This window comes from Pseudomonas sp. Z4-20 (genome assembly GCF_051131955.1).
GTDB classification, from domain to species: Bacteria; Pseudomonadota; Gammaproteobacteria; order Pseudomonadales; family Pseudomonadaceae; genus Aquipseudomonas; species Aquipseudomonas marvdashtae.
Genome location: NZ_CP071641.1, coordinates 3194195 through 3210922 on the forward strand (window position 1 = coordinate 3194195; position 16728 = coordinate 3210922).

A 16728-nucleotide genomic window follows, 5' to 3' on the forward strand; every position below is an offset into this window, starting at 1 on the left:
CTTGTTCATTCAGCGCTGTATCAGTTGGCCGTGACGACCGCCTGACCGCTCAACGCAAGGTCGAGCAGCTCGCGGTTGGCCACCGCGTACATGGCATAGTCGGTGCCGCTGGCGGCGCGGATGTCCACCAGCATGGCGCGCCAGCGCTCAACCATCTCGCGGTGCTGCTCCAGCCACAGCGCCAGGCGTGTTTCCACGTCCTGGGTGCCGTCGCCCTCTTGCAAGACCGAGATGGTAATCGCCCGTTGCTGCCAGTCGATGTCATCGCGGAACGCTTCGCGGGCCAGGGCCTGCCAGTTGTTGTCCACCGGCAAGGCGCTGATCTGTTGCAGGTACCAGGTGATGTCCAGCGCGCTGCCCACGGCGAAGTACGCCTTGGCTACATCGGCGGCGTTCTGGCCAGTCACGTCGGACGCCTCGATGATCGGCAGCAAGGTGTACAGGTGCGTGGTGCCGGCAACCATGCGCGCGAGCAACTCCGGCACGCCGGCGGCCACGTAGGCCTGGTAGCGGGTCTGCCAGCCTTCACGGGTCGGGCCTTCCAGCAACTCGTCGAGCTTGAGACCCAACGCCGCCAGGTGCGGACCGAAGTGAGCGACGTCGCGGGCAGCGTTCTGCTCGTTGCGGCGGCTGCGCAAGAACCAGCGGGTGGCGCGACGGCCCAGGCGCATCAGCTCGTCCATCAGTTCCAGTTGCACGTCGGCCGAGACCTGGTGGTCCAGGGCTTCGATCTGGCGGAACCAGTGTGGGAGATGGAAGATATCCCGCACGATCACATAGGCGCCGGCCACGTTCGCCGGGCTCATGCCGGTGGACTCTTTCAACCGTTGGACGAAGGTGATGCCCATGTGGTTGACGAGGTCGTTGGCGATCTGGGTGCTGACGATCTCGCGTTTCAGGCGATGGCGACGCATGGCCTCGGAGAACTTGCTCACCAGCATCGGTGGGAACGCAGTCTCCATGTCACGGGTCAGGTAATCGTCATCCGGTACCTGGGAGTTGAGCAGCGCTTCCTTGAGGTCGATCTTGCTGTAGGAGATCAACACCGACAGTTCGGCACGGGTCAGGCCATGGCCCGCCGCGACGCGTTCGGCCAGTTGCTCTTCGGTCGGCAGGAACTCGATAGCGCGGTCCAGCTTGCCACGCACTTCCAGGTCGTTCATCAGGCGCTTGTATTCGGCAATCCGCACGAAGGCGCGGCGTGCCGCCAGGGACAGGGCCTGGGTCTGCTTGTAGTTATTGCCCAACACCAGGCCGCCGACTTCGTCGGTCATGCTCGCCAGCAACTGGTTGCGTTGCTTGTCGGTCATGTCGCCGGCCTGCACCACTTCGTTGAGCAGGATCTTGATGTTCACTTCGTGGTCGGAGCAGTCCACGCCACCGGCGTTGTCGATGAAGTCGGTGTTGGAACCGCCGCCATTGAGACCGAACTCGACACGACCCAGTTGGGTCATCCCCAGGTTGCCGCCCTCGCCTACCACCTTGCAGCGCAGCTCGTTGCCGTTCACGCGCAGCGCATCGTTGGCCTTGTCGCCGACGTCGGCGTGGCTTTCGGTGCTGGCCTTGACGTAGGTGCCGATACCGCCGTTCCACAACAGGTCCACCGGCGCCTTGAGCAAGGCGTTCAGCAGTTCGGTCGGGGTCAGCTTGTCGGCCTTGATGTCGAAGCGTTCTTTCATCTGCGGCGAGATCGCGATGCTCTTGGCACTGCGCGAGAAGATACCGCCGCCTTCGGACATGATGCTGGTGTCGTAGTCGGTCCAGGCCGAACGCGGCAGTTCGAACAGACGCTTGCGCTCGGCAAAGCTGCTGGCAGGCTCCGGGTTCGGGTCGATGAAGATGTGCAGATGGTTGAAAGCCGCGACCAGTTGCAGCTTGTCGGACATCAACAAGCCGTTGCCGAACACGTCGCCGGCCATGTCGCCGACACCCACTACGGTGATGCTATCTTCCTGGACATTGATGCCGCGCTCGCGGAAGTGGCGCTGAACGCCGACCCACGCGCCCTTGGCGGTGATACCCATTTTCTTGTGGTCGTAACCGGCCGAACCGCCGGAGGCAAACGCATCGCCGAGCCAGAAGCCGTAGTCGATGGCGATGCCGTTGGCGATGTCGGAGAAGGTCGCGGTGCCTTTGTCCGCCGCCACCACCAGGTACGGGTCATCATCGTCATGCCGCACGACGTTGGCCGGCGGCACCAGGGCGCCGTCCTTCAGGTTGTCGGTGATGTCCAGCAGCCCCGAAATGAAGATGCGGTAGCAAGCGATGCCCTCGGCCGCGATCTCGTCCCGGCTGCCGCCCAATGGCAGGCGACGCGGCAGGAAACCACCTTTGGCGCCCACCGGCACGATCACCGAGTTCTTCACTTGCTGGGCTTTTACCAGGCCAAGCACTTCGGTGCGGTAGTCTTCTTCACGGTCAGACCAGCGCAAGCCGCCACGGGCGACGTTGCCGAAACGCAGGTGCACGCCTTCGACCCGTGGCGAGTAGACGAAGATTTCGAACTTCGGCACTGGCTTGGGCAGTTCCGGGATCAGGTGTGGGTTGAACTTGAAGCTGAAGTAGGACTTGTTCTGGCCGTTGGCGTCGGTCTGGTAGAAGTTGGTCCGCAGGGTTGCCTTGATCAGGTCCAGGTAGCGACGCAGGATCCGGTCTTCGTTGAGCACCTGAACGTCGTCCAAGGCCGAGAGGATCGCCTGTTCCAGACGCAGCTGTTTGTCTTCCAGGTCATCGCCGCTGAGCTTGCGCGCCAGGTAGAAGCGGGTCTTGAACAACCGGGTCAGCTCACGAGCGATGTCGGTGTGGTTGTTCAGGGTGCTGGCGATGTAGCCAAGGTCGAAGCCCAGGCGGATCTGCTTCAGGTAACGGGCGTAGGCACGCAGCAGCGCCACGTCGCGCCATGGCAGGCCGGCGGTGAGCACCAGGCGGTTGAACGCATCGTTCTCGGCATCGCCACGGACAATGTGGACGAAGGCGTCCTGCAAGGTGTCGTTGAGCTGCTGGATATCGAGGTCCAGGCCTTCGGCGGCGGTGAACGCAAAATCATGGATCCAGAACTCGCGGCCATTGGTATGGCGCAGGCGATACGGGAACTCGCCCAGCACGCGCAGACCCAGGTTTTCCAGGATCGGCAGCACGTCGGACAGCGCCAGCGGCGTGTCGGCGTGATACAGCTTGCAGTGCAGCTCACGCTGGCCGGACACCTGGCCCAACGGCTGGTAGAAGCTCATCACCAGCGGGTTGGTTTCGTTCAGGCTCAGCAGGTGCTGCATGTCCACCACGGCGGAGTGCGCGGCAAAACGCTCGCGGTAGCCGGCCGGGAAACCTTTCGGAAAGTCCGATAGCACATTGGTGCCCTGGGCTTCGCCGAAGCTCTCGATCACCAGGCTGGCGTAGTCATCCTTCCAGCTGCGGCAGGCCTGCACGACTTCTTTTTCCAGCAGGACCGGGTCGATGTCGAGACGGTTTTTCGGGTCCACCCGCAGGATCAACTGCACGCGGGCCAGCACGGATTCGGAGAAGAAGGTCCAGAATTCGCAGTCCGAAGCTTTCAGGCGGTCCATCAGCACTTGCTGGATTTTCTGGCGCACTTCGGTGGAATAGATGTCGCGCGGCACATAGGCCAGGCAGTAGCAGAAGCGGCCGTACGGGTCTTTGCGCAGGAACACGCGGATCTTGTTGCGTTCCTGGATCTGCACGATGGACATGACGGTGCTGAACAGCTCGTCCACCGGCGTCTGGAACAGGTCGTCGCGGGGCAGCACTTCGACCACCTGGGCCAGTTCCTTGCCCAGGTGCGCCTTGGCCTGGAAGCCCGAACGGCGCTCGATTTCCTCGACCTTGCGGCGGATGTACGGGATGACCCGCACGCTCTCGCCATACACCGAGGAGGTGTACAGGCCCATGAAGCGGCATTCCTTGATGACCTTGCCGTCGGCGTCGATTTCACGGATCGACACGTAGTCCGGATAAGCCGGACGGTGCACCCGGCTCGGGTGCGCGGCCTTGGCGAACGACAGCAGGGTCGGTTCGCGCAGGTAATTGACCGCGTAGTCTTCGATACGCAGGTCCTCGGCGGTGAGGCCGGCGCGCAGCAATTTGGTCAGGCCGAGGAACGAGTCAGGGTTGTACTCGATGTGGCCGCCGTCGGCTTCATCGCGAACCACGAACTCTTCGTAGCCGAGGAAGGTGAAGTGGTTGCCCACCAGCCATTCCAGGAAGCTCTTGATTTCGGCTTTTTCATCGGCATCGGTGGCGTAGGCGCTGTTGTCCAGGCTCGCCAGGATTTCCCGGACCTTGGCTTTCATCGGCTCGAAATCGGCCACGGCCACGCGCACTTCGCCCAGCACTTGCTCAAGTTCCTTGCTCAGGACATTGAGTTCGGCGGCGTTGGCGCAGCGGTCGATTTCCAGGTACATCAACGACTCTTGCAGCACGTCGTCGCCCTGGGTGCCTTTGGGCAGGATTTCCAGCAACTCGCCCTTGCTGCCGCGACGCACGCTCAGGACGGTGGTTTGCAGGGTGTGGATGCTGTAGCCGCGACGGTTCAGCTCGGTGCGGACCGAATCCACCAGGAACGGCAAGTCATGGTGCAGCACTTCGACGGCGGTGTGGGTCGACTGCCAGCCGTGACGTTCGTAATCGGGGTTGTAGACGCGCACCTGCGGTTGCGCGTGCTCGAAGCGCTCAAGCAGGCGCCAGGCAGACAGGGTGCAGCCGGCGAGGTCGGACAACCGGCGCTGGGTAAGTTCATCGAGGGAAATGATGCCGAAGAATTGTTCAGCGAACAGCGCCACTTGTGGCAGTGCCTGTTCACTGATGTGCTGCGCCAGTGCCGCTTGCAGTTGGTGCTGGAAGTCGGCTTTGCTGGCTGCGGTGAAGAACGCCATCTGTGGTACTCCGCTTGGGCTTGTTATTGATGGTAGCGTCGCGTGCAACCCCTTCCGGGGCCGTCGGCCATCCTGTTCCTGATTCTCGGGCAGAGGAAACAGGATGACAGGTGGGTGAAGCTGGACGAGACCCGCAGGTCACATCCTTTTCCATGTAATTTCCATGTCATGGACACCTGCAAAAAGCACTCCGCGATGCCCTTTGCAGGTGCACATCCGTTGCGCAGCTTAACGAGTGCGACAATGTGCCTGCTTGCAGCGCTGCGACATATTCGGTCATCGGCTAGCGCTACAGCCGGTGTGCATCGAACAACCCTAGCAGCCTAACGCCCAAACGGCACCCTGCGCGGGTAATCCAGCAGAAAATCGTCCAGGCTGGCAGAATTCGGTTTTTCGCGTTTGACGGCTCATCGAGCCAGGAGCCACCCGATGAAAATGACCACTGCCCTGCTGATCGCCAACCCGTGCGACGACGAAGAGGACAACATGGCCATGCTGTGTTGCCACAGCAGCCAGGGCGACATGTTCCTGATGACCCGCTACCCCGACGAAGACGAGCTGGAAATCACCCTCGACGGCGAACCCTCGACGCTGGATGGCGCGAAGGTCACGCTCAGCCCAACCCTGCTGAAAATCGAAATCGCCGCGGCGGATGCCGACGCGCTCAGCGGCGATGATGTGCTGGAAATCACTCATAGCAGCGATGCGGCGGACCTGGCGGAAGTGGAACTGACGTTGCAAAACATCCTTAGGGGGACCGGCACCTATATCAGCCAACTCTGAAACCAAAGGCGAATACGCTCCTGTGGCGAGGGAGCTTGCTCCCGCTGGGTTGCGCAGCAACCCCAAAACCAGGCACCACGAATATGGCAGCTAAACCGCGTCGGCCGACTTGCGACTGCTGCGCAGCCGAGCGGGAGCAAGCTGCCTCGCCACGGGGGTCGGGGTGTCACTCGGATTGCCGCACCTGATTGCCATCGGCGTCATACACCAGGTATTCATCACTGTTACTCGGGTCCCTTACATAATAACGGGCGCCGTTGCCGTTATCCGGCACCTTCATACTGGTGTAGGAGCCGAGTTCCTTGATCAACTGGTTGTCTTCACTTATCAAGACCAACCCTGAACCATCGCCAGCCCGGATAGCAGCGGCGTAGCGGGTCTGGAACGCGTTGATCTGGCTGTAATCCAGCGGAACCTGCAACTTGCCAGTCAGGTCGATGGCACCGTAGAGGCTGTCACGCCCGACCACCGCCATGCCGTTGGAAAACGGTTCCACCTCGTCATACGGCAGTTTGATCGGCAACCGCGCACCCTGGCGATTGATGAAGACGAACGTCCCGTTCTTCGTGTCCTGCAGCAGCAGCGGTTGTTGCCCGACAAAACGACCTTTGACGTTGTAGCCTTCAAGATTGATCCGCTTGCCTTGAAGGTTGAAAACGTCCTGGCGATTGCCGTCGGGGGAGCTGGTGTAAAGGTAGCCGTCGCTGTGCTCGATGCTTGAAAACCGCGCGGGCAGGACTTCCTTGCCGTCCAGGGTGTAGGCGCCGTAGAGCCCCTCCGTCGCATAGGTACGCGTGCCGAGACGGGCGATGAACAGGTTGTCGGTCACGGTGGGGTTGACGAATTTCATCGGCAATATGAAACGGTGCCCCTTGGCATCGTAGAGCCCATAAGGTCCGTTGGTTTCACGCTCCACCAGCAGCAGGCCATCACGCAACTCTTCGGTGATGTGTTCGAACGGCAGGTCGACAAGCTTGTTGCTCCCGGCGGGGAAATAGGCGAACTGGCTGCGTAACGCCTGCCCGTCCGACTCGGGGTCGCTGGATTTTTCCGCGATGAACAGAGTGTAGGCATCGGCCATCAGACTGTCCTGCACCTGCACCCAACGGGGCTTGATCAGCCACTGTCCGGCCGGATCGACGAAACCGTAGCGCTCGGCCTCGCGGTCCAGGGCGATGTAGCGCGCTTGTTCCGCCAGGACGTTGTCGACCGCGGCGAATTCGACGGTGTTGTCTTCCAGCGGATCGAGCACATGAATGACGATACGCTGCGGGGTGGCCTCGAAGCGGTAGTCGACCTCGGTATTTTTCAACGGCCCGGCCTGAGCGACCAGCGCTTGGGTGACACGCTCCAGCTGTTGTTGTACTGCCTGGCCGGTCTTGAGCTGAGCAAGATCATCCTTGGTTTGCAGCAGCGCGTCGTAATAAGCACGCAATGCGGCAATATCGCGCTCAGACGGGAAGGCACGGGAGTTGTTACCGTTGCTGTAGAGCGCCTTGCCCTCCTCGGTCAGCCCTTGCAAAACGAAAGTCGACATCTTCGGCGTACTCAGGCGCACTGAAGCGCTTGCGTCACCCAATGCCATGAGCTGGAAGGACTGGCCGTCGTCCAGGGTCACGCTGGGGTGATCCTTGTCCAGCACCACTTTGCGGAACGCCGGATAGCTGCGGTACGCAACCGTCAGGCCGAGACTGGCCAAGGGTTTGTTGACCGAAAGCACGAAGGCCTCATGGGACAAGATCATGTCGTCGGGCTCGTCCTGCGGCGGCGCCTTCAGGTCGGCAAAGCTTTTTTCGCTGCCATCGCGAAAACGCAGGCGCTGCGGCAGGTACTGCTCGGCAGTCGGTTCATTCGGCATGGCCGCGCGCTTCCAGAGCGGATCAAGACTGTTGGTATCCAGTCTCACTTCGGAACCGTCGGCAAACAGCCGCTGGGCAAAACTCAGGCCCTGGATCGATGCCAGCTCAGCTTTCAGTTGCGCGCTGGTGAACGGGACGAACAGCGTCTCGTACTGCAACGATTGCTCCTCGGCTGGCTCGGTCGTCTCGATATTCAAGCTCAACTGCGCGTCACTGAACCGTTCCAGGGACCTGAGGGTTTCGCCGGTGTCCTGGATCAAGTAATTGAGGCGCTTCTCCACGTCGGGCAGCGCCAACGTGCCGATGTCGTCCAGGCCGCCTTCGTTCAAGTCCTCGGCGACGAAACCTTCATCGGCCGGCGCCCCGCTGCGGTGCAACAAGGTATAGGACGCAAAGCCCACCACCAACAGGGTCGCCGTCAAAATCGACAGCAATCTCAAACGAGGCTGGGTAACGTTCATGGCGGCTTCGGTCGTCAAAGGGCTGGGAAGGCAGGCAGCTAAACACATGGCCTGGCGCGCTGCAAATTCCTTGAAAGGCCCGGTTCTGATAAATGTCTGCCCGCACCGTCGCCGCTGTCGGACCGAGGTGAACCACCGTCGGTCGCACCTGTGATGCATCGCCCTTGACGCCGGATCAGCTTCTAGTGTTTCCTGAAACCGGTTTCAGAGCCGCTAAAAATCCAATAAGCAGGTTTCAATCCGTGAATTCTTTCTCCGCCGCCCAGCGCAGCCGCGTAACCATGTTAGATGTCGCCGAACGCGCCGGGGTCTCCAAGGCCAGCGTCTCGCGCTTCATTGGCGAGGACCGCCCGCTGCTTTCCGAAGCCATCGCCCGACGCATAGAGCAGGCGATCAGCGAGCTGGGTTACCGGCCGAACCAGATGGCCCGCGGCCTGAAACGCGGGCGCACACGCCTGATCGGCATGCTCGTGGCCGATATCCGCAACCCCTATTCAATTGCCGTGATGCATGGCGTAGAAACCGCCTGCCGTCGCCACGGCTACAGCCTTGTGGTGTGCAACACCGACCGCGATGATGAGCAGGAGCGCCAGCATCTGGCGCTGTTGCGCGCCTACAACATCGAAGGGCTGATCGTGAACACGCTGGGCCATCACCGTGACGAACTGTTCGAGCTGCGCAGCGAAATGCCCATGGTCCTGGTGGATCGCAAGGTCGATCGGCTCGACAGCGACTTGGTGGGTCTGGACAACCCGGCGGCCGTCGAAATGGCCCTCGACCACCTCGAACAGCGGGGTTACCGCGATCTGCTACTGGTAACCGAGCCGTTCGACGGCACCAGCTCGCGCATCGAGCGAGTCGAGAGTTTCAAGGCCGGCATCGAGCGCCGCCCTGCCTTGGCTGGCGCCGTGGTGGAAACCTGCGATCAACTGGCCGGGCGCATCAAAGACTTCCTTGCCCAGCCAGGCCTCGGCCCCAAGGCACTCTTTTGCGCCAACGGCATCGCCGCGCTGGCCGCCACCCAAGTATTGCGCCAATTGGGCTGCCACTTGTTCGACGATGTTGGGCTGATCGCCCTCGACGACCTCGATTGGTATCCCTTGGTGGGCAGCGGTATCACCGCCCTGGCACAGCCGACGGCTGAGATCGGCGCCAGCGCGTTCGAGTGTTTGCTCAAGCGCTTGCGTGGCGACAACGGGCCGGTACGGACCCTGGATTTTGCGGCGCAGCTGATTGAGCGTGGATCGACGCGCGACGTCCTTCAATGACTGCACTGGCTGCTGCTGAAATCCAAGGCTCAGCCTTTTTTTTGAACAAAACTGAAACCGGTTTCAGAGGTACAAGAACTCTGCATAGCCCACCCGTTTCCATCAGCCTCTCCAGCTACGGTGCCGACCTGGTGCGCCAGCACGGCCAAGGCAGCTTCATCGCGCTGCTGGCCGCCGCCGGTGCCTCGCGAATCGAATGGCGCGAAGAATTGCTCACCACTGAACAACCCACCGAGCTGGCCGTCGACGCGCGAGCCCAGGGACTGAAGAGTGTCTATTCGTCGCCCCTTGAGCTCTGGCTGCCCGGCCAGTCCAAGCCCAATCCCGAATTGACCGTCGCCCTGCAACGCTGCGAGGCGTTCGGCTCGACGTGGCTTAAAGTTTCCCTCGGGCACTTCACCGACTCCCACGACCTGTCGGCCCTCGCCGACAGGCTCGCGGCAAGTCCCGTGCAACTGTTGGTGGAAAACGACCAGACCTTGCAAGGTGGGCGGATCGAACCCTTGCAACGTTTCTTCGCCGCCATTGAACAATGCGGGTTGCCTGTCGGCATGACCTTCGACATTGGCAACTGGCAATGGCAGGACCAATCGGCCACGGGGGCGGCCCGACAACTCGGACGGCATGTGGCGTATGTGCACTGCAAGGCGGTGGCCCGGCGTGCCGACGGCAAACTGATCGCCGTGCCCCCGGCCCTGGCAGACCTGCATCTGTGGGAGCAACTGTTCAAACACATGCCCGTCGGCGTGATGCGTGCCGCCGAATACCCGCTGCAAGGCGATGACCTGCTGGCCTTGACCGCCGAACATGTCACCACTTTGTCGCGCCTCGGGCAATCGCGCCGGGAGCCTGCCCATGACTGAATTCGATGTGTTGTCGTTCGGCGAAACCATGGCGATGCTGGTGGCCGACCAGACCGGCGACCTGGCCGGCGTCAGTCAATTTCACAAACGCATCGCCGGGGCCGACAGCAACGTGGCTATCGGTTTGTCGCGACTGGGCTTCAATGTCGCCTGGCTCAGCCGGGTCGGCGCAGACTCCCTCGGACGCTTCGTGACGCGGACGCTGGAGGAAGAAGGCCTGGATTGTCGCCACGTGGCGGTGGATCCGGCGCATCCCACTGGATTCCAACTGAAGTCCCGCTCCGACGATGGCAGCGACCCGCAAGTCGAGTATTTCCGTCGCGGTTCGGCGGCCAGTCATTTATCGATCGAATCCATCGCCGCGCCGTTGCTGGGCGCTCGTCACCTGCATGCCACCGGCATCGTGCCGGCGCTGTCGGCCACGGCCGGTGAAATGTCCTTTGAATTGATGACCCGAATGCGCGAGGCCGGTCGCAGCCTGTCGTTCGATCCCAACCTGCGCCCGAGCCTGTGGCCCAGCGAAGCGATGATGATCCGCGAGATCAATCGTCACGCGGCCCTGGCCCATTGGGTCTTGCCGGGGCTTGGCGAAGGTCGCTTGCTGACCGGCCGTGAAGATCCGGCCGACATCGCCGCGTTCTACCTCGACCAGGGCGCCGAAGTCGTGGTGATCAAGCTCGGCGCCGACGGGGCCTATTACCGCACCGCACTGGACCAGGGCTTTATTGGCGCTGTGCCGGTTCCCCGGGTGGTGGACACCGTGGGCGCCGGTGATGGCTTCGCCGTGGGCCTGATCAGCGCGCTGCTTGAAGGCCGCGACGTCACCGAAGCGGTACGACGCGCCAATTGGATCGGCAGCCGCGCGGTGCAGAGTCGCGGGGACATGGAAGGTCTACCGACGCGCCTGGAGTTATCGGCTGAATTCGAGGCCGCCTGCTGCCAATAGAAACTGGAAAAGTTTCACAAACGCACCTGCTGAACAAAAACAACAAGCTCAGGAGTCATGACATGCAAACGCTCAATCTCGCCGCCCGCCGCTGGTGGTACATCATGCCCATTGTGTTCATCACCTACAGCCTGGCGTACCTCGACCGGGCCAACTACGGTTTCGCCGCCGCCTCGGGGATGGCCGAGGACCTGATGATAACGCCCGGGTTGTCGTCGCTGCTGGGCGCGCTGTTTTTCCTAGGTTACTTTTTCTTCCAGATACCCGGGGCGATCTACGCGCAAAAACACAGCGTGAAAAAACTGATATTCGTCAGCCTGATCCTCTGGGGCTCGCTGGCGACCCTGACGGGTGTGGTATCCAATGCGTATTGGCTGATCGTGATCCGCTTCATGCTCGGCGTGGTCGAAGCCGCGGTGATGCCGGCGATGCTGGTCTACCTGTGCCACTGGTTCACCCGCGCCGAACGCTCGCGCGCCAACACCTTCCTGATCCTCGGCAACCCGGTGACCATGTTGTGGATGTCCGTGGTCTCGGGTTATCTGGTGGAGCAATTCGATTGGCGCTGGATGTTCATCATCGAAGGCCTGCCGGCAGTGCTCTGGGCCTTTGTCTGGTGGCGCCTGGCCGATGATCGCCCGGCCCAGGCCAAGTGGCTCAGCGACCAAGAAAAACAGGACCTGGAAAGCGCGCTGGCCGCCGAGCAGGTCGGCATCAAGGCGGTGAAGAACTATGCCGAGGCCTTCCGCTCACCCAAGGTAATCATCCTGGCCCTGCAGTTTTTCTGCTGGAGCATCGGTGTCTATGGTTTCGTGCTGTGGTTGCCATCGATCCTCAAGGCCGGCCTGAAGATGAACATGGTCGAGGCCGGGTGGCTGTCATCGCTGCCTTATCTGGCGGCGGTGATCGCGATGCTGATCATCTCCTGGGCGTCGGATAAAGTGCAGAAGCGCAAGCGCTTTGTCTGGCCGCCGTTGCTGGTCGCCTCCATCGCCTTCTACGCTTCCTACCTGCTAGGGGCGGAGCATTTCTGGTGGTCCTACACCTTGCTGGTGATCGCCGGCGCCTGCATGTATGCGCCTTACGGTCCGTTCTTCGCCATCGTCCCGGAAATCCTGCCGGCCAACGTCGCCGGCGGCGCCATGGCATTGATCAACAGCATGGGCGCACTGGGTTCGTTCGGCGGCTCGTACCTGGTGGGCTACCTCAACGGCTCCACCGGCTCCACCGGCATGTCCTTCTTGCTGATGAGCGGCGCGTTGCTGCTGTCGGTGGTACTGACCCTGGCCCTCAAGCCCGGCGCCAGCGACCGGGTCGTGTCCAAACCTGCGACGCCACAGCCGGCGCCCGCCCGTCCCTGAATCGAGAATCCTCATGAAAAAACACGTCGTGGTGTACAAAGCACTTTCAACGCAATTGATGGAACGCTTGCAAGCACAGGCCCAGGTCACCCTGATTGAACGCCTCGATGACCGGGGCTTGGCCCAACTGCGCGAAGCCCTGCCCAGCGCCCATGGCCTGCTGGGCGCAAGCCTCAGGCTCGATGCGTCGCTACTGGACCTGGCACCCCAGCTGGAGGCGATCGCCAGCGTTTCGGTTGGGGTCGACAACTACGACATCGATTACCTGACCGAACGGCGCATCGTGCTCACCAATACGCCGGATGTGCTGACCGAGACCACCGCCGACACCGGGTTCGCCTTGATCCTCGCGACCGCCCGCCGCGTGGTGGAGCTGGCCAACCTGATCCGCGCCGGCCAATGGCAGCAGAGCATCGGCGCCAAGCATTTCGGCAGCGATGTCCACGGCAAGACCCTTGGCATCGTCGGCATGGGACGCATCGGCGAAGCGTTGGCCCAACGCGGCCATTTCGGTTTCGGCATGCCGGTGCTCTATCACAGCCACTCACCCAAGCCGGCGGTGGAGCAACGTTTCAACGCCCGCTACTGCGGCCTCGATACGCTGCTGCAAGAAGCTGATTTCATTTGCCTGACGTTGCCGCTGACCACTGAGACCCAAGGGCTCATCGACGCACGGGCGTTCGCACAGATGCGTCCCGAGAGCATTTTTATCAATATCTCCCGGGGCAAGGTGGTGGACGAAACGGCGATGATCGAAGCCCTGCGCAGCGGGCAGATCCGTGGCGCCGGACTGGACGTGTTCGACCGCGAACCCTTGAGCGCCGACTCGCCCCTGTTGCAGATGGACAACGTGGTCGCGACGCCACACATCGGCTCGGCGACCCATGAAACACGGGAAGCGATGGCACGTTGTGCGGTGGACAATCTGCTGGCGGCATTGGCGGGTGAACGGCCGATGGATCTGGTGAATCCGGGGGTTTGGAAGGGCTGAATCGTTTGGCCAGGAGGCTGGCTCCAGAAGTTGTATGTGGCGAGGGATTTATCCCTCGCCACTAAGGGCTGCCGGTACTGGATATTGCTAGCTGACCGAAAAAACCAACCCTTGAACCTTGTTGAATCATGCTCGAATCTTATCCATCCAAAATGAGCAAACCTTTCAAACCGTTGAAATAGATAGTGAAAAAGCCAGAACCCCACAATAACTCTTCTTCCTACAGGCGCGCCCTACCGGTCGCCAAGAACCGCCCTACGCCATCATCGGAAGTTGCGCCCTAGCCCATCCAAACGCCTGCTGTTATTAATTATGCACTTGCACCAAAACACGCAAGTTAGGTGAACGCCGAGCGACACACAGAATAATCAATAGAGCGGTCATTGATTTGTTGCGCTCTGCAGATGTTACGTAGCGGCTGAAACAATTTATCCACAAACACTCCCAGACGGTCGTATGCACTCTATGCAAACCTTCATCAGAACTGCCTGCAAAAAACATACGACACTTCTGACGTTAACCATTGCAACAATCATAATACTCAAACTTATCGCACTGGCCCCGCCCTTGCTCTTGGGGACCATTGTCGACACCCTATATGGCGTAAAACAGACAACAGCCAGAACGTTACTCATGCTTACGGTAGGCCTTGTTGTCGCCGGATGCGCCCAAGCGATCATCAGCCCACTTCAGATCCATTTCTTATCCAAGCTGGTCCAGCAGATCATGATGGCCGCGTCTATTGAGTGGCTGACCAATCTAATGCGCAAAGAGTTTGCCCAATTCAGCTCGTGGCGAATCGGGCACTTCATAAAATCGGTTGAGCGCGGCATCACCGCTCACGAACAGTTGCTGACGTTTTTTGTCACTGTTGGACTGCCGTTGTGCCTGGAATTTTTAATCGTCGGCGGTGCGTTCTTTTATATGGGCGGTATCGAGGTTTTCGTGAGCACGACCGTTTTAGGAGTTCTCTATCTGATAGTCACCCACAAAATTATCAGATGGCGCAGGAAACACATTGATGCGGTCAACGAGCAGGAAGATGAACTGAGCGCTCATCTGTATAACACGCTTGCGGCTGGCAAAGCGATAAAGCTGGAAAATGCCGAATCTACCGCAACACAACCGCTAAACGATGCCTTCAAGGGCTACGCCGATGCCGCGGTGTGCGCGGCGACCTCTGGTGGTTTTCTGAACGCCGCCAAGATCCTGTTCGTCAGCCTTTCCACGGGCGGATTATTGGGCTGGGGAGTCCTTGATCAACTGTCGAGCCAGCCCAGTATCAGTGTCGGACAACTGGTGGCGATTTTTTCCATCGCGGGCAGCTACTTACTCAATATCGCTGCGTTAACGGAGGGATACCGCGTGCTGGACCAGTTTTTTGCCGACCAGCGTCGACTTCTAAGCCTGCTTTCGCTTCCAAACTTTGATCATGGCGATCGGCAATCGACCACCGTTTTCAAGGGGCCATCGACACTGACTCTCGATCCGTGCGTACTGACCGAAAACAACCAAGTTCGCCTGACGATTACACAAAAGCTGTCATTCATTCAAAACCAATCAGTGGCGATCATCGGTCAGAGCGGTGCTGGTAAGTCTACGTTGCTGGAAATTCTCGCCGGTCTCGATCAAAAAACGCGAAGTCAGTTGAGCATCAACGCAACCCCCGTTTCGCAAATGAACCCTCGTTTCCACTTGAGTGCGTTGAGGTATTGCCCCCAACAGCCCCGTTTTTTGGAAGGTCCCTTTGAACAGTCCGTACTGTTCGGAGCAGAAATGTCGCCTTGTCTCAGCCAGACAATACGACGATTGCAGCTTGAGGAAATCGTTTCCCAACGGACCCTTTCTGAACAGGCATCAAATATCTCTGGCGGAGAAGCCAAGCGCCTGTCTCTGCTGCGGCTGATCAACAGGCCTGGACGATTCAATTTGTTCGACGAACCGAGTGCTTCAATCGAGCCTGGGATGACCGGTTCCGTATGGGACCTACTGTTCGATACTTTCGCGGAACGCGGATTAATCTGCGTCACGCACGATTTCGATCATCTGTTTCGTTTTGATCGAGTCATCGTACTGCATAACGGCGCGATTGCTGGCGACGGAGGCTGGCAGGCGCTGGTCGAAAGACCGGCAATCAAATCATTGCTAAATGACATCCGGACACAGCACTAGCCCCCGCCGCCGTCGCGAGCCAGCGCCGTGCATCGAATCCAATGCCGATCACAAATCCGCACATCCATCAAAATCCCGTTAGTCGCCACCCCCCACCATGCATTAAAGTAACGCCCCCAGCCCCGGCGTTATCCAGACGTCTGGGCCACCCTTTCCAGGAACAGTCACCGATGGAACATCGTGAAGCGCTACTGGCGCTGCGAACCTTTCTTTCAACGCAGATTCTCGGCCAGGAAAAACTCATCGAGCGCCTGCTCATCGCCCTGCTCGCCGACGGCCATATGCTGGTGGAAGGTGCGCCTGGTCTGGCCAAGACCAAGGCGATCAAGGAGCTGGCCGAGGGCATCGAAGCGCAGTTTCATCGCATCCAATTTACCCCCGACCTGCTGCCTGCGGACATCACAGGCACCGAGATCTATCGCCCGGAAACCGGCAGTTTCGTGTTCCAGCAAGGGCCGATCTTTCACAACCTGGTATTGGCCGACGAAATCAACCGGGCCCCGGCCAAGGTCCAGTCGGCCTTGCTCGAAGCGATGGCCGAGCGGCAGGTCAGCGTCGGGCGCAGCACCTATGAACTGTCGCCGCTGTTCCTGGTGATGGCCACGCAGAACCCGATCGAGCAGGAAGGCACCTATCCGTTGCCCGAAGCCCAGCTCGACCGATTCCTGATGCACGTCAAGATCGGTTTTCCGGATGCCGCGGTTGAGCGCCGTATCCTGCAACAGGCCCGGGGCGAAGCACTGAATGGCGAAACCAAGCCTGAGCGGCGCGTGAGCCAACAGGCGATTTTTTCCGCACGCAAGGAAATCCTCGGCTTGTACATGGCCGACGCTGTGGAGGAATACCTGGTGCAGCTGATCATGGCGACCCGCAACCCGGCCAAGTTCGACCCGGAAATGGCCGAGTGGATCGCCTACGGCGCCAGCCCGCGGGGTTCGATTGCCCTGGACCGTTGCGCCCGCGCCCATGCCTGGCTGGCCGGACGCGACTTTGTCAGCCCGGAAGACATCCAGGCCGTGCTGTTCGACGTGCTGCGCCATCGCATCATCCTCTCGTTCGAAGCCGAAGCCGCCGGCATTGACCAGGACCGGGTCGTGCAGCGGATTCTCGACGTCGTCGCAGTCGCTTGAGCATT

Annotated in this window: 10 protein-coding genes; 8 read left to right on the forward strand and 2 right to left on the reverse strand. The window is 60.5% G+C overall.

Going from position 1 to position 16728, the window contains the following annotated elements:
* Positions 1 to 20: 20 nt before the first annotated feature.
* Positions 21 to 4889 (reverse strand): NAD-glutamate dehydrogenase, encoded by a 4869-nt coding sequence (locus J3P82_RS14440; protein WP_434557445.1) that lies wholly within the window; start codon positions 4887 to 4889, stop codon positions 21 to 23.
* Between the two features lie 429 nt (positions 4890 to 5318).
* Between J3P82_RS14440 and J3P82_RS14445 the strand changes: the two genes are divergently transcribed.
* Entirely contained in the window at positions 5319 to 5672 is a 354-nt protein-coding gene (locus J3P82_RS14445; RefSeq protein WP_434557446.1) for a hypothetical protein, read from the forward strand.
* A gap of 166 nt (positions 5673 to 5838) precedes the next feature.
* On the opposite strand, the gene J3P82_RS14450 is transcribed toward J3P82_RS14445, so the two are convergent.
* Positions 5839 to 7992 (reverse strand): WG repeat-containing protein, encoded by a 2154-nt coding sequence (locus J3P82_RS14450; RefSeq protein WP_434557447.1) that lies wholly within the window; start codon positions 7990 to 7992, stop codon positions 5839 to 5841.
* Between the two features lie 242 nt (positions 7993 to 8234).
* Here J3P82_RS14450 and J3P82_RS14455 point away from each other — a divergent pair, with 242 nt between their 5' ends.
* The 7 genes from J3P82_RS14455 (at position 8235) to J3P82_RS14485 (ending at position 16723) form a co-directional block, all read left to right on the forward strand.
* Entirely contained in the window at positions 8235 to 9260 is a 1026-nt protein-coding gene (locus J3P82_RS14455; protein WP_434557448.1) for a LacI family DNA-binding transcriptional regulator, read from the forward strand.
* Between the two features lie 80 nt (positions 9261 to 9340).
* A complete protein-coding gene (locus tag J3P82_RS14460) occupies positions 9341 to 10123 on the forward strand; it encodes a sugar phosphate isomerase/epimerase family protein (RefSeq protein ID WP_434563833.1) in 783 nt (260 codons plus the stop codon).
* The gene (locus tag J3P82_RS14465; RefSeq protein WP_434557449.1) at positions 10116 to 11069 is read left to right on the forward strand and encodes a sugar kinase; all 954 of its coding nucleotides are present in this window, start codon (positions 10116 to 10118) and stop codon (positions 11067 to 11069) included. The genes J3P82_RS14460 and J3P82_RS14465 overlap by 8 nt, the downstream gene beginning before the upstream one ends.
* A 62-nt stretch (positions 11070 to 11131) precedes the next feature.
* Positions 11132 to 12430, forward strand: coding sequence for an MFS transporter (locus J3P82_RS14470; RefSeq protein ID WP_434557450.1), 1299 nt, complete (start codon positions 11132 to 11134; stop codon positions 12428 to 12430).
* 13 nt (positions 12431 to 12443) lie between these two features.
* Entirely contained in the window at positions 12444 to 13421 is a 978-nt protein-coding gene (locus J3P82_RS14475) for a 2-hydroxyacid dehydrogenase (protein WP_434557451.1), read from the forward strand.
* A 465-nt stretch (positions 13422 to 13886) separates the two neighbouring features.
* The gene (locus J3P82_RS14480) at positions 13887 to 15593 is read left to right on the forward strand and encodes an ATP-binding cassette domain-containing protein (RefSeq protein WP_434557452.1); all 1707 of its coding nucleotides are present in this window, start codon (positions 13887 to 13889) and stop codon (positions 15591 to 15593) included.
* A 170-nt stretch (positions 15594 to 15763) separates the two neighbouring features.
* Positions 15764 to 16723, forward strand: coding sequence for an AAA family ATPase (locus tag J3P82_RS14485; protein ID WP_039589986.1), 960 nt, complete (start codon positions 15764 to 15766; stop codon positions 16721 to 16723).
* Positions 16724 to 16728 lie beyond the last annotated feature (5 nt).